Annotated in this window: 11 protein-coding genes; 4 read left to right on the top strand and 7 right to left on the bottom strand. The window is 67.1% G+C overall.

What is annotated here, in order from left to right; translation table 11 throughout:
- Nucleotides 1-1,075 precede the first annotated feature (1,075 nt).
- The 3 genes from hemQ to hemE are packed head-to-tail and all read right to left on the bottom strand — an operon-like array spanning nt 1,076 to nt 4,189.
- On the bottom strand, nt 1,076-1,771 hold the full coding sequence (hemQ, locus tag C6A82_RS11335) for a hydrogen peroxide-dependent heme synthase (RefSeq protein WP_105349066.1): 696 nt from the start codon (nt 1,769-1,771) through the stop codon (nt 1,076-1,078).
- Nucleotides 1,772-1,775: 4 nt separating this feature from the next.
- Nucleotides 1,776-3,131, bottom strand: a complete 1,356-nt coding sequence (locus C6A82_RS11330) for a protoporphyrinogen oxidase (protein ID WP_105349065.1) — start codon at nt 3,129-3,131, stop codon at nt 1,776-1,778.
- Nucleotides 3,128-4,189: a uroporphyrinogen decarboxylase gene (gene hemE / locus C6A82_RS11325; protein WP_105349063.1), complete on the bottom strand. Its 1,062-nt coding sequence runs from the start codon at nt 4,187-4,189 to the stop codon at nt 3,128-3,130. The genes C6A82_RS11330 and hemE overlap by 4 nt, the downstream gene beginning before the upstream one ends.
- Nucleotides 4,190-4,342: 153 nt before the next feature.
- Here hemE and C6A82_RS11320 point away from each other — a divergent pair, with 153 nt between their 5' ends.
- From C6A82_RS11320 to C6A82_RS11310, 3 genes are read left to right on the top strand one after another with little or no spacing between them, the layout of a single operon-like run.
- Nucleotides 4,343-4,879, top strand: a complete 537-nt coding sequence (locus C6A82_RS11320) for a DUF3000 domain-containing protein (protein ID WP_233217170.1) — start codon at nt 4,343-4,345, stop codon at nt 4,877-4,879.
- A gap of 1 nt (nt 4,880) precedes the next feature.
- A complete protein-coding gene (locus C6A82_RS11315) occupies nt 4,881-6,155 on the top strand; it encodes a ribonuclease D (protein ID WP_105349062.1) in 1,275 nt (424 codons plus the stop codon).
- 25 nt (nt 6,156-6,180) lie between these two features.
- Nucleotides 6,181-7,830, top strand: a complete 1,650-nt coding sequence (locus C6A82_RS11310) for an alkaline phosphatase D family protein (RefSeq protein ID WP_105349060.1) — start codon at nt 6,181-6,183, stop codon at nt 7,828-7,830.
- On the opposite strand, the gene dxs is transcribed toward C6A82_RS11310, so the two are convergent.
- Entirely contained in the window at nt 7,811-9,724 is a 1,914-nt protein-coding gene (gene dxs / locus C6A82_RS11305) for a 1-deoxy-D-xylulose-5-phosphate synthase (protein WP_105349058.1), read from the bottom strand. The two genes, C6A82_RS11310 and dxs, sit on opposite strands and share 20 nt — an antisense overlap.
- A 28-nt stretch (nt 9,725-9,752) precedes the next feature.
- A complete protein-coding gene (gene nhaA / locus C6A82_RS11300) occupies nt 9,753-11,051 on the bottom strand; it encodes a Na+/H+ antiporter NhaA (RefSeq protein WP_105349057.1) in 1,299 nt (432 codons plus the stop codon).
- A gap of 106 nt (nt 11,052-11,157) precedes the next feature.
- Here nhaA and C6A82_RS11295 point away from each other — a divergent pair, with 106 nt between their 5' ends.
- Nucleotides 11,158-11,622, top strand: coding sequence for a hypothetical protein (locus tag C6A82_RS11295; protein ID WP_105349055.1), 465 nt, complete (start codon nt 11,158-11,160; stop codon nt 11,620-11,622).
- Nucleotides 11,623-11,627: 5 nt separating this feature from the next.
- Here C6A82_RS11295 and C6A82_RS11290 read toward each other — a convergent pair whose 3' ends face one another.
- Nucleotides 11,628-12,821 (bottom strand): class I SAM-dependent RNA methyltransferase, encoded by a 1,194-nt coding sequence (locus C6A82_RS11290; RefSeq protein WP_105349088.1) that lies wholly within the window; start codon nt 12,819-12,821, stop codon nt 11,628-11,630.
- Nucleotides 12,821-14,818, bottom strand: coding sequence for an APC family permease (locus C6A82_RS11285; protein ID WP_105349053.1), 1,998 nt, complete (start codon nt 14,816-14,818; stop codon nt 12,821-12,823). Before C6A82_RS11285 ends, C6A82_RS11290 begins: the two co-directional genes overlap by 1 nt.
- Nucleotides 14,819-14,871: the final 53 nt, after the last annotated feature.

Genomic DNA, 14,871 nt, shown 5'->3' with positions numbered 1-14,871 from the left:
CACGAAGATCGGGCCGAGGCCGGGGGTCGGGAAGTAGGCGGGCACACACACGAACGCGGCGATGGCAACCGGCACATAGGGCAACCACACCGAGATCTTCGACGGCACCTGCGAGATCTCCACCTCTGTCTCGGGCACCCGGCGGCTCATCAGCGCCGGCATCCCGAACGTCAGGAACGCCACCGCCCAGCCGATGTCGATGACACGCCCACTCGCGTACACGTTGTGGGCGGTGAGGTAGGCGAACGCGCCGTCTGACAACGCCATGCAGACAACGCCCACGGTCAGCATCGCCAGCGTTATGCGCCGACCGGTTCGCGCCCGGGCGAGGACCAGCACCGCGACGGTGACGATCACGATGTCCGAAACGGGATAGGCAAGCGCGAGTGTCGCCGCCAACGCACTGGTGGCGTCGGATTCGAAGATGGGCCGCAACACCAGGACCCAGGAGATCTCGAAGAGCGCGCCCGCGACGATGAGCCCGTCGAGCACGAATCGCGCGCGGGAATGGCCCGAATAGCCGACGGGGAACAGCACCATCGCGACGGCCGCACCGATCGGGAAAAGCAGATAACCGGCGTCGGCGAGCGATGGAAACGGCGGCTGGTGAGCAATGGACTCGTAGTAGATCCACAGCGCCTCGCCGATCGCCCAACCGGTCAACCCGGCCATCATCGCGATCCAGGCGTTTCGTTGCCTGCCCGCCGCCGCCGACCTGGCCGCCAGCCCGCAGCACACGGCAGCGAAGATGACGAAGACGAGCAGCCCGTATTGCGAGACGATGAGCGCGACCACCGGACCGCCCCACTGCGCGATCAGTGTCGCGGCGAACGCAACACCCCCGACGACAGCGCCGACCCCCACCCACGCGGTTTCGACACTGTGCAAACCTAGCAACAATCCGACGGTATAGAAACCATTGCAGCAAACGTACGTCTCCATTTGCCGATTCACCGCTATGAAGGCGCTTTCGGCACTCGCGGCGTGGCGATCAGCCAGGAGAAATGTTGCCAAACTTGACGCCGTAGTTTGGATTCATGTGATTTCGATTGAATCAGCAAAGAAATCACATTTGTCAGGGAAGTTTGTTTATCAGTTCCTCGATACCGATGCGGGGACCCGTAAAGAACGGGGTTTCCTCGCGCACGTGCCGACGGGCATCGGTGGCCCGCAGATCGCGCATCAGGTCGACGATGCGGTGCAGTTCGGGCGCCTCGAAGGCCAGAATCCACTCGTAGTCGCCGAGCGCGAAGGCCGGCACGGTGTTGGCCCTGACGTCCTTGTAGTCGCGGGCGGCCATACCGTGCTCGGCCAGCATGCGACGCCGTTCGTCGTCGGGCAGCAGATACCACTCGAGCGACCGGACGAACGGATACACGCAGATGTACGCCCCGGCATCCTCGCCCGCCAGAAACGCCGGGATATGGCTCTTGTTGAACTCGGCGGGCCGATGCAGCGCCACCGTGCTCCACACCGGCGTCGTGGCCCGACCAAGGGCGGTGGTGCGGCGGAAGTCGGAGTAGATGGCCTGGAGCGCCTCGACCCTCTCGGCATGCGTCCAGATCATGAAGTCGGCGTCGGCACGCAGCCCCGCGACGTCGTAGAGCCCGCGCACGACGACCCCGCTGTCCTCCTGCTGTTTGAAGAATGTCGCGGCCTCGTCGACGATCGCGGTCCGGTCGTCGCCGAGCACCCCGGGTGTCACGGAGAACACCGAGAACATCAGGTAGCGAAGCGTGGAGTTCAGTGCGTCGTAGTCAAGGCGAGCCATGCGCCTAGTTTTCCACGCGTGCGCTGACCAGTGACGCCGCCGCCCTCGTGGCCGCCGCGATGCAGGCGGGCACGCCGATACCGTCCAGGTAGGCGCCCGCCACGGCGAGAGACGGAGGAAGCCCTGCGCGCAGCTCGGCGACCAGGCCGCCGTGACCGGGCCCGTACTGCGGCATCGCGTCGATCCATCGGTGCACCAGGCAGTCGAACGGCTCGCTGGTCACCCCGAATACCGACGCCAGGTCCTCGGCGGCCCAGGACAGCAGGTCGTCGTCGCCGACCCGGTGCGCGATGTCGTCGCCGTAACGGCCGAACGACAGCCGGACCAGTTCGACGTTTCCGCGTGCGCCCCACTTGCGCGACGACAACGTTATCGCCTTGGCGTGCAATCGTTCCGACGCCGTCACGAGCACACCCGACCGGTCGGGAACGGGCGCGCCGCCCGGTAGCGCCAGCGCCACCAGCGCAGTGGACGCGGCCTTCACCCGTCGTGCCGCGACTGCGGTGCGGGGCGCGACGTCGGCGACCATGGTCGACAACCGCGGGGCGGGCACGGCAAGCAGCACTGCGTCGGCGGGCCAGGCTCTTCCCTCGTCGTCGACCAGCTGCCAGCCCCTGCCCCGGCGCTCCAGCCGATCGACACTGACCTGCGCCCAGTGGAAGTCGGCCCGCCGGACCAGTTCGTCGAGCAGCACCTGATAGCCGCCGTCGATCGCTCCGAAGACCGATCCGCTCCTCGGTGGCGGCAGTGCCCTGCGGACCGCCTCGGTGAGGTTGGGTGCGCCGCGGTCCAGCGCCGCGGCCACCATCGGCGCGGCCGACCTGAGCCCGATCGTGGCTGCCGATCCCGCGTACACGCCCGCCAGCAGCGGGTCGACGGACCGGGTCACCACCTGCTCGCCGAATCGGTCGCCGACGAGTTCGGCGACGGTCGGGTCGGCCCCGGGACGCCAGTTCAGCGGTCGGGAGGGCTCACCGCGCATCCGCGCGACCGTGGCCGCATCGACCAACCCGGTGATGGTCGACGGGTCGGTCGGGATGCCGTTCACGGTGTCGCGCGGCAACTCGTGTAGGCGGCCCTGGCTGTATATCAGCGGGCGAACGCCCGTGGTGCCGATCTGCGTGCCCGCCAGTCCGAGTTCGGTGAGCAGCGCGGGCATCTCCGGGCGACGGGCGACGAACGCTTCGGCGCCGATATCGATCGGCTGGCCACCGAGTTGCTCGGTGCGCAAGACGCCGCCGAGGCGGTCGGCGGGCTCGAATACCGTGATATCGGCTTCTTCGCCGAGTGCGTAACGCAGCCGGTACGCGGCGACAAGTCCTGAAATACCGCCGCCGACAACGCAATACGACTTGTTCACAGTGAGTGCACCACCGCCACCACTTCGGTGATGACGCCCGGGTCCGTCCCAGGCAACACCCCGTGGCCGAGGTTGAACACGTGACCGGCCGCCCCGGCGTCCACCGCCCGCCGCCCGTCCTCGACGACCGCACGGGCCGCACGCTCGGCCACCGGAAGACCAGCCAGCAGAACCACCGGGTCGAGGTTGCCCTGCAAGGCGGTGCCCGGCGCCACCCGGGCCGCGGCGTCGGTCAGCGACGTACGCCAGTCCACGCCGACCACCGGGCTTGCGGCAGGCGCAACGGCCTCCGACATCGCGCCGAGCAGCTCGGCGGTGCCGACCCCGAAGTGCGTCATCGGCACACCCGTGCCTGCCAGCGCCTCGAACACCCGCGTGCTGTGCGGCAGCACGTAGGTCCGGTAATCGGCCAGCGACAACGTCCCGGCCCACGAGTCGAACATCTGGATGGCGTCGACGCCCGCGTCGACCTGCACTTTCAGGAAGGCGGTCGTGATGTCGGTCAGGGCGGACATCAGCGCGTGCCAGGTGTCGGGCTCGCCGAGCATCATCGCCTTGGTGCGTTCGTGATTGCGGCTCGGCCCGCCCTCGACGAGGTAGGACGCCAGCGTGAAGGGGGCGCCCGCGAAGCCGATCAGCGGGACCTCGCCGAGTTCGCCGACGAGCCGGCCAACGGCATCTGCGACCGGCGCTACGCGTTCCGGGTCAAGGGGTTTCACACCGGCGACATCGGCCGAATCCCGGATCGGGTGCTCGATGACCGGCCCGACGTCGGGCACGATGTCGAGGTCGATGCCCGAAGCTCGAAGCGGCACCACGATGTCGGAGAACAGGATGGCGGCGTCGACGCCGTGCCTGCGCACCGGCTGCAACGTGATCTCGGTGATCAGGTCCGCGTCGAAGCAGGCCTGCATCATGGTGTTCTTCGCGCGCAGCTCCCGGTACTCCGGCAGCGAACGTCCGGCCTGCCGCATGAACCACACCGGCACCCGGCTCGGCTTACGGCCTCGTGCGGCGGTCAGATACGGCGACTCGGGCAGCTCACGACGGTTATTCATCGGCTTCAATGCTGCCATGGCAGCCCGACCGGGGCCGTTTGGCGTCCGCCTGTGGCCGATACGGCGCGCCTGCGCACAGACCCGCCCAGATGGTCTACCGTCAAGCCGGTGACCACCGCCGAACCGGCGCAGTTCCGGGAAGCGGTCGCTGCGATGAATACCACCACCGTGCGACCGGAAATCGAGCTCGGCCCGATTCGGCCGCCTCAGCGGCTCGCACCGTTCAGCTACGCCCTCGGCGCCGAGGTCCGTCACCCCGAGTCGCCGATCGTGCCCGAGCAGTCCGACGGCGACGCGTTCGGGCGGTTGATCCTGCTGCACGATCCCGAAGGCGCAGAGGCATGGGACGGCACGATGCGGCTGGTCGCCTACGTTCAGGCCGACCTCGACTCCAGCGAGGCGGTCGACCCGCTGCTGCCCGAGGTGGCATGGAGCTGGCTGGTCGATGCGCTGGAGGCCAACACCGAACACATCACCGCACTCGGCGGCACCGTCACCGCCACGACGTCCGTGCGTTACGGCGACATCTCCGGTCCGCCGCGGGCGCATCAGCTGGAACTGCGGGCGTCGTGGACCGCGACGACACTCGACCTGGGGCCTCACGTCGCCGCGTTCTGCTTGGTGCTCGAACACGCTGCAGGCCTGCCACCCTCCGGGGTGACCGATCTGAAGTCGCGCACCCGCGCCTGAGATGACCCAAGCCGACTCCGGCGGAGCCGAGCCAGCCGATACCGCGGAACCAGAGCCCACACCACTGCTCGCCCCCGCTGACGGCGTGCCGTCGGTGTCCGTGACGCCCTTCGAAATACGGCAGGCCGCAGACCTTTTGGCGTCCGGGCACGGACCGTTCGCGGTCGACGCCGAACGCGCTTCGGGTTTCCGCTACTCCAACCGGGCATATCTGCTGCAGATCCACCGCGACGGTGCGGGCACCGTGCTGATCGACCCGGTCAACCACGGTGCCGACACCCTGGCCACCATGGCGCCCGTCGCCGAGGTGCTCGCCACCGACGAGTGGGTACTGCACGCCGCCGACCAAGACCTGCCGTGCCTCGCCGAGATCGGATTACGGCCGACGAAGCTCTACGACACCGAGCTGGCGGGTCGGCTGGCCGGCTTTGACCGGGTGAACCTCGCAACGATGGTGGAACGGCTGCTCGGCCTCGGCCTGAAGAAGGGCCATGGCGCCGCGGACTGGTCCAAACGTCCGCTGCCGCAGGAATGGCTGAACTACGCCGCGCTCGACGTCGAGGTGCTCATCGAACTCGAGACCGCCGTCGCGGCCGTGCTCGAAGAGCAGGGCAAGACCGAGTGGGCCGCCCAGGAGTTCGAGTACCTGCGCACCTTCGAGGGCGCACCGACGCGCCGGGATCGGTGGCGGCGCACCTCGGGCATCCACAAGATCCGCGACCGCCGCGCGATGGCCGCTGTTCGCGAACTGTGGACCACCCGGGACCACATCGCCCGCAGGCGCGACATCGCGCCCGGCCGGATCCTGCCGGACTCCGCGATCATCAGCGCCGCCACCGCCGACCCCAAGACCGTCGACGAACTCACCGCGCTGCCGATCTTCGGCGGCTCGAAGCAGCGGCGCAGCGCCCAGGTATGGCTTGACGCGCTGAGCCGTGCCCGCGACAACGCCGAGCAGCCGGAGATCTCGGAGCCGCAGAACGGTCCCCCGCCCGCCTCCCGTTGGGCCCGCCGCAAACCCGACGCGGCCGCACGGCTGGAAACCGCCCGCACCGGGCTCGCCGAGCTGTCCGCCCGTGTCACGGTCCCCACCGAGAACCTGGTCACGCCCGACGTGGTGCGCCGGCTCTGCTGGGACTGGCAACCGGCGGGCGACACCGAAGCGGCGGTCGACGAATTCCTGCGCGCCGCGCACGCGCGCGCGTGGCAACGCCAGCTCGTCGTGCCGGTGCTCGCCGCGGCACTCGACGGATCGACCCCTCCCGCCACGGAATGACCGAATCTGCCCTAGGGTCAATTCAATGGGATTGCTCCTCGGACCGGCGCTCCGGCATGTATCGGAAACCACCGCACTCATCTGGGTGCAAACCGAAAACGCCTGCACTGTAGGCGTTCTGGGCTGCTCGGCACGCACCTTCGAGGTGCAGGGTTTCCATTTCGCCCTGGTCCTGGTCACTGGCCTGACCCCCGACAGCGTGACCGAATACCAGGTCAGCATCGACGGCGAGACGGTGTGGCCCATCAAAGACGACACATTCTCCAAGTTTCCGCCCAGCGTCATCCGCACCCGCGGCCCCATAAGCGGGCGCCGGCTGCGCGCCATCTTCGGGTCATGCCGCTACCCGAAAACCGACGTCAAGAAAATCGAAAAGAAGCTCAAGCACGACGCGCTGGACTCGTACGCGTCCCGGATGGCGCAGCGCCCGATCGACGGCTGGCCCGATGCGCTGATCCTGCTCGGCGACCAGCTCTACGCCGACGAGCTTCCCGCTGACGAACAGCGCCAGGTGAAGCGGCGACGACACGGCAAGCAGGGCCGCCGCCCGGCGGACGAGGTCGTCAGCTTCGCCGAGTACGAACGGCTCTACCGGCACTCCTGGGGTGACCCCGAGATCCGGTGGCTGATGTCGACCGTGTCGACGGCGATGATCTTCGACGACCACGATATCCGTGACGACTGGAACACCTCGAAGGTCTGGCGCGCGGAAATGGCGAAGCTGCCGTGGTGGCCAGACCGGATACGGGCCGGACTGGCGTCGTACTGGGTCTATCAGCATCTGGGGAATCTGAGCCCGGACGAATTGAAGGGCAACGACGACTACCAGCGCCTGCTGACCGATGAAGGCGACATGTGGCCGCACCTCGCGGAGGTCGCCGAACGGGCAGACCGCGAGGTCGATTGCGGCAAGGGTGTCCGGTTCAGCTATCGGTGGGATCTCGGGCGGACCCGACTCATCATGATCGACTCCCGCAACGGCCGGATCCTGGAGTCCGGCGAGCGCATGATGATCGGCGAGGACGAGTTCCGCTGGGTGGAGTCCAAGGCCGAGGAGAATCCAGAAACGATCGACCATCTATTGCTCGCATCTTCGGTTCCGTGGTTGATGCCACCGGCGATCGGTGATCTTGAGGCGCTCAACGAGCGTGCGGCCGACCGCACCGGTTGGCGCGGAAATCTAGGTGAAAAAGTACGCAAGGCAGGCGATTTCGAACACTGGGCGGCGTTCTACAAATCCTTTGTGCGATTGGGCGAGATGATCGCGCGGATCGCCGACCATCCCGAGGCTCCGTCGACGATCAGCGTGCTGTCCGGCGACGTTCACCACACCTACGCGGCCCGGGCTGAGGTCGACGGCATTTCACCGGACGGGGCGACCGTGCATCAGCTGGTGTGCTCGCCCGTGCACAACTACGTGCCGCTGATCATGAAACCGGCGTTCATGCTCGGGTGGGCCCGTCCCGCAGCCGCCGTCATCCGCTGGTGGGTGCGCCGAAGCGGGGTCCCCTCACCGCCGATGACCTGGACCGATGTCTGCGGCCCACTGTTCGGCAACACCATCGCGACAGTCGAGGTCGAAGACCGCAGGGCAGAGGTCTATTTCGAGCAGCCGCGCAAAACCGCGGCCCTGCAGGAAGCCGGCAGGGTGTCACTCAATCGAGCTGACGGCTGACCTCGTGTTCGGTGACCGCGCTGCCGAGTGCGGCCACCCAGCCGGTCACCTGGCGGGCGATGTCCTGGTCGGTCAGCCCGACATCGGCGAGTATCTCGCCGCGTGAGGCGTGGGGCTGGAATTCCTGCGGCAACCCGACGTCGCGGCACGGCACATCGATCTCAGCGCGTCGGAGCGCGGCCGAAACCGCCGAACCGATGCCCCCGCGAACTCCGTTGTCCTCCAACGTGACAACCAGCTTGTGCGCCTTCGCGAGCTCGCCGATCGCCGCTGGCACCGGCAGCACCCAACGCGGATCGATCACCGTCACGCCGATGCCCTGGTTGCGCAGCCGCTCTGCGACCGATTTCGCCATCGATGCGAACGCTCCGACGGCAACCAGCAGGACGTCTTCGGACAGGCCTTCGGCGGGGACAGCGAGCACATCGATGCCGTCACGACGTTTCAGCGCCGGAATGTCCTCGCCGACATCACCCTTGGGAAAGCGCAGAGCGGTCGGCCCGTCGGAGATCTTGAGCGCTTCGCCGAGCTCCTCGTAGAGGCGCGCGCCGTCGCGCGGCGCGGCCACCCGCATACCCGGCACGATGTTGAGCATCGACAGATCCCACATGCCGTTGTGGCTGGCACCGTCGGGCCCGGTGACACCGGACCGGTCGAGCACCAGCGTCACCGGCAACTCGTGCAGGGCCACGTCCATCATGATCTGGTCGAACGCTCGGTTCAGGAACGTCGAGTAGATGGCCACCACCGGGTGCAGGCCGCCCATCGCGAGGCCCGCGGCCGACGTCATCGCGTGCTGCTCGGCGATTCCGACGTCATACAGCCGGTCGGGGAACTTCGCGCCGAAGGCGGTCAAACCGGTCGGCCCCGGCATCGCGGCGGTGATCGCCACGACGTCGCGACGTTTACCGGCGTAGCGGATCAGCGCATCGGCGAACGTCGAGGTCCACCCCGGACCAGCCACCTTTGTGGCCTGACCGGTCTGCGGGTCGATGACGCCGGTCGAGTGCATCTGGTCGGCCTCGTCGGCCTCGGCGGGCCCGTAGCCCATGCCTTTGCGGGTGACGACGTGCACGACCACCGGAGCGTTGAAACCGCGCGCGTTGCGCAGCGCGACCTCGACAGCGTGCTCGTCGTGCCCGTCGATCGGTCCGACGTACTTCAGCCCGAGGTCGGTGAACATCACCTGCGGGGCGATCGCATCCTTGATGCCCGCCTTGACGCTGTGCATGCACTGATAGCAGAACTCGCCGATGAGGGGCACACCTCGGACAGCCTTCCGGCCCTCCTCGAGCACCTTCTCGTAGCCGGGCTGCAGGCGCAGCGCGGCGAGGTGATCGGCGAAGCCGCCGATGGTCGGCGCATAGCTGCGGCCGTTGTCGTTGACGATGATCACGACGGGACGGCGCGCGGCGGCGATGTTGTTCAGCGCCTCCCAGCACATGCCGCCGGTCAGCGCTCCGTCGCCGACGACCGCGACGACATGCCGGTTGCGGTGCCCGGTCAGCTCGAATGCCTTGGCCAGTCCGTCGGCATACGACAGAGCCGAGCTGGCGTGGCTGGATTCGACCCAGTCGTGGTCGCTTTCGGCACGCGACGGGTAGCCCGAAAGGCCGTCCTTCTTACGCAGTGTTTCGAACTCGTGGCACCGACCGGTCAGCATCTTGTGCACATAGGCCTGATGACCGGTGTCGAAGATGATCGGATCGTGAGGAGAGTCGAACACCCTGTGCAACGCGAGCGTCAGCTCGACGACGCCGAGGTTCGGACCGAGATGCCCACCGGTTGCAGCGACCTTGTGGATCAGGAACTGTCGGATCTCGTCAGCCAGATCACTTAGCTGAGACTGGTTCAGGTGCTGCAGATCGGCGGGGCCGCGGATCTGTTCAAGCATTGGGTCAGTCTACGCAAGGTCGGCGGCGTCAGTCGCGCCGAGTGCCGTAGATGTCGGGCACACCGTCGTCATCGGCGTCGAGCGTCTCGATCTCATGAATGCGCCGGTAGGCGGCGTTTCGGCTCAGCAACACGATCGCAGCCAGCAGAGCTGCACTGACAGATCCCACGAGGACACCCATTTTGGCGTCGACGCCTGCGGATGTGCCGTGCCCGTAGGCCAATTCGCCGATCAATAACGAAACTGTGAACCCGATCCCGGCCAGCAAAGACATACCGAAGACGTCGCGCCACGCCAGGTCGTCGTCGAGGGTTGCGCGGGTGAACTTGGCCAACACGAAGGTGGTGCCCAAAACGCCGATGGGTTTGCCGAGAACCAGACCGGCAAGCACCCCTATGGTGATCGGCCGGACCAGCGCGTCGCCGAGCCCGGACCACCCGCCGACCGTCACTCCCGCGGCGAAGAAGGCGAACACCGGCACCGCCAATCCCGCGGAGATCGGCCGCAGCCGGTGCTCGAGCGACTCCGCGGTGAGTTGGCCCGTCTCTTTGAGGACCGGGACGGTGAAGCCAAGCAGGACGCCGGCGACGGTGGCGTGCACCCCGCTGGCATGAACCAACGCCCACGTTGCCGCCGCCAATGGGAGAAGTAGCCACCAGCGGTTGCATCCCCCCTGGACGGCGAGCCCGAACAACGCCAGCGGAACGAGCGCGAGCACCAGCGGCAGCGGGGCGAGTTCGTCGGTGTAGAACACCGCGATGATCGTGATGGCCAAAAGGTCGTCGACTACTGCAAGAGTCAACAAGAACGTGCGCAACGCGCTCGGCAGATGCGTGGACAGCACCGCGAGCACCGCCAGCGCGAACGCGATGTCCGTGGCGACCGGCACGGCCCAGCCATCGAGGTTCTCCCGGTGGCCGGCGCCGAGGTTGACCGCGATGAAGATCGCCGCGGGGACGACCATTCCGCCGACGGCAGCCGCGATCGGCAGCGCGGCCCGCGCCGGATCGCGAAGATCCCCAGCCACGAACTCGCGTTTGAGTTCCAGCCCCACCACGAAGAAGAAGATCGCCAACAGACCGTCGGCCGCCCATTCGGCGGCGCTCAGGCGCAGATGCCAAGCTTGCGGGCCGATCTCGGCGCTCGCCAGGGCTTGGTAGGCATCCGACCACGGCGAGTTGGCCCAGACGATCGCCGCTGCGGCGGCGACGAGCAGCAGTACGCCACCGACTGTTTCCATGCGGAGGATCTCGGCAAGGCGCTCGGTTTCGGGCCACGAACCGCGGGTGAGCAGCCTGCGCGAAGGCGGTGAGGCCGGGTCAGTCATCAGGTGCTCCTCGGGCAGCCGACATGGACGCCGACCAGACTTCCCGGCACACCCAGCGTCAACCTAACACCCCTGATCGAGGCACGCCGGTATAGCGTCACCCGTCGTGATCGTCGAACGGCAGTCCCTCATCGACGCACCCAGCGAACGGGTATGGGCGCGCGTCGTCACGCCCGAGGGCATCAACGACGAGTTGCGGCCGTGGATGACGATGTCGATGCCGCGCGGCAAGGAGTCGCTGACCGTCGATGACATCCCTGTCGGCAGCCCGGTGGGTCGATGCTGGTTGCGGTTGTTCGGCGTGGTGCCGTTCGACTACGACGATTTGATGATCGCCGAGTTGTGGCCCGGCCGCGGTTTCCACGAGGAGTCGACGATGCTGTCGATGCGGCTGTGGCGCCACGAGCGCACCCTGGAACCCGACGGTGACTCGGGAACCGTTGTGCGCGACCGCCTCACGTTCGAGCTCCGCGCGCCGTTGCGGCTGCTGACGCCGATCATCGCGGCGGGTATCGGTGCCCTGTTCGCGCATCGGCAGCGACGACTACAGCGACATTTCGGCGGACGCTGAATCCGTCAGCGCGTCAGCACCGCGACGCTCTCGATGTGGTGAGTCAGCGGGAACGAGTCGAACGCGCGCAGAGTCTCCACCCGGTAGCCGTGCTCGGCGTACAAGCCGACATCTCGGGCGAATGACGCTGCTTCACAGCCGATGTGAATGATCCGCGGGACGGCCGCCGCCGCCAGCATGTCGATCACCTCACGGCCTGCGCCCGACCGCGGCGGGTCGAGCACGGCGACATCGGCGCGCCGAGTCTGACCGGCGAGTGCCCGCCGCACCGAGTCGGTGACCACCGAGACGTTCGGCAGATCGGCCAGTGCGGCCCGCGCCGATCGCGAGGCAATGCGTGACGTGTCCACCGTCACCACGTGGCCGCCGTCGCCGACCTCCTCGCCGAGCACCGCCGCGAAAATTCCTGCGCCGCCGTACAGATCCCACGCCACCATTCCGGCGGTCAGCTGCGCCCATTGCGCCACCAGATCGCTGTACACCCTGCCCGCGTCCCTGTGTGCCTGCCAGAACGCCGTCACCGGTATCCGCCACACCCGGTCGTTGATCCGCTGCGTCGCCTCGTAGCTGCCCTCGACGACCCGGGTCGCGGTGCGCCTGCCGACCCGTGGACCGGATTGCACGACGTGGCGTGCGCCGTCATCGTCGAGCGCCACGTGCACGTGCGCACCCGCGGGCCAGGAGGTGTCGCCGAGTCCGTCGAGCGCCGCCTCCGGCAGCTGTCCACACCGCAGATCGGTTACCAGATCAGCGCTGTGGTAGCGGTGAAAGCCGACACGTCCGTCGTCGGAGGTGTCGAGCCTGACCCTGGTGCGCCACCCCGTCGGCTCACCACCGCCAACCGGTTCAGCGGTCGCTTCGGATTCGTCGCACCAGTGATACCCGCCCAGTTTGGCCAGCTGGTTGGCCACCACGGCGCCCTTCAGGCGACGGGCGGCGGCGGGAGCGACGAACGCCAGGTCGCAACAACCGGCCCCGTCGACGCCCGCGATCTCACAGAGCGGGTCGATCCGGTCGGGTGAGGGCTCGAGTACCTCGATAACGTCTGCGTGCCAATACGATCCCTTGTCGGTCACCACCCGCACCCGCACCCGCTCCCCGGGCAGGGCGTATCGGACGAAGACCACGCGGCCTTCATGGCGTGCGACGCAGCTTCCGCCGTTGGCCGGCGGTCCCGCGGTCAGCGTGAGTTCCTCGATCAATCCAGGAAGCCTCTACGAGCGTCCCCGGGTGCCGAGTGCGGCTGTAGTCTGCGCAGTCGCTCCGACGAATTCAGCTGCCAGGGCACCGATGTCACCATCACATTGGGCATGAACAGCAGCCGCCCCTTCAGCCGCAACGCGCTCTGGTTGTGCAGCACCTGCTCCCACCAATGACCGACGACGTACTCGGGAATGAACACCGTGACGACGGTGCGCGGCGATTCCTTGCTGATCCGCTTGACGTAGTCGAGCACGGGCCGGGTGATCTCACGGTAGGGCGACGCGATCACCTTGAGCGGCACCGAGATATCGCTGTCCTCCCACCTGTGCACGAGCTGGCGGGTTTCCGAGTCGTCCACGCTCACGGTGATGGCCTCCAGCTCGTCGGGCCGGGTGGCGCGTGCGTAGGCGAGGGCGCGCATCGTCGGCAGATGCAGCTTGGACACCAGCACGATCGCGTGGTTGCGGCTGGGCAGCACGATCCCGCCCTCCTCGGCGGCCTCCTGCTCCTCCAATTCGCGCGCCACCGTGTCGTAGTGCCTGCGAATCGCCTTCATGATGACGAACAGAATGATCATCGCCAGGATGGCGATCCATGCGCCGACGAGGAATTTTGTCACCACCACGATGACGAGAACCGTTCCGGTGCAGATGAATCCGATGGTGTTGATGATCCTCGAGCGCTTCATCCTGGCCCGAACCGCCGGATCGTTCTCGACAGTCAGCAGCCGGGTCCAGTGCCGCACCATGCCGATCTGGCTGAGGGTGAACGAAACGAACACGCCCACGATGTAGAGCTGGATCAGCGCGGTGACCTGAGCCTGGAACGCAACGACGAATGCGATGGCCGCGAACGCCAGAAACAGAATGCCGTTGGAGAACGCCAGCCGGTCGCCGCGGGTATGCAATTGGCGCGGCAGGAAACGGTCCTGCGCAAGTATCGATCCCAGCACCGGGAAGCCGTTGAAGGCTGTGTTGGCGGCCAGCACCAAAATCAACGCGGTGACCCCGGCAATCAGGAACAGCCCGAGCGGAAAGTCGTGGAAGACCGCCTCGGCGAGTTGGGCGATCATCGTTTTCTGGTGGTAGTCGGCAGGCGCGCCGATCAGTTGTTCGTGCGGCCGCTCGGCCATCTGCACACCCGTCGCCTTGGCCAGCAGGATGATGCCCATGAACAGGCTCACCGAGATAACCCCGAGCAGAAGCAACGTCGTTGCCGCATTGCGCGATTTGGGTTTTCGAAACGCCGGCACCCCATTGCTGATTGCTTCGACACCGGTGAGCGCCGCACTGCCGGATGAGAACGCCCGAGCGACCAGAAACACAAGAGCGAAGCCGAGGATGTCGCCGTGCTCGGAGCGCATCTCGAAAGCCGCCGACTCGGCCCGCAACGGCTCACCCAGCAGATAAATCTGGATGAAACCCCAGGCCAGCATGATGTACATGCCGACCATGAATGCGTAAGTGGGAATGGCAAAGGCAGTGCCCGACTCCCGGATACCGCGCAGATTCAGCGACGCCAGCACCAGGATCGCGACGACAGCGAACAGCACCTTGTGCTGGGCGATGAACGGTACCGCTGAACCGATGTTGGACGCGGCCGACGACATCGACACCGCCACCGTCAGCACGTAATCCACCAGCAGCGCACTGGCGACCGTCAGACCGGCGGTAGGTCCGAGGTTGGTGGTGACGACCTCGTAGTCGCCGCCGCCTGAGGGGTATGCGTGCACATTCTGCCGGTAACTGGCAATGACGATCAGCATCACCGCGGCAACGGCAAGCCCGATCCACGGTGCCATGGAATACGCCGCCAGTCCCGCCACCGACAGCACCAGGAAGATCTCCTCGGGTGCATAGGCCGTCGACGACAGCGCGTCGGAAGCGAAGACCGGCAGGGCTATCCGCTTGGGCAGCAGCGTGTGGGAGAGCTTGTCGCTTCGGAAAGGTCTGCCGAGGACCAGCCGCCGGGCGGCGGTCGAAAGCTTGGACACGAGAGCCAAGAGTAAGCCCAGACGAGATTGGCGGTAGCGTTCCCAGTGCGCAG

The organism is Mycobacterium sp. ITM-2016-00318, from assembly GCF_002968285.2.
Lineage (GTDB): Bacteria > Actinomycetota > Actinomycetes > Mycobacteriales > Mycobacteriaceae > Mycobacterium.
Note: the sequence above shows the minus strand (reverse complement) of the source record. Positions and strands in the feature narration are given on the sequence as shown.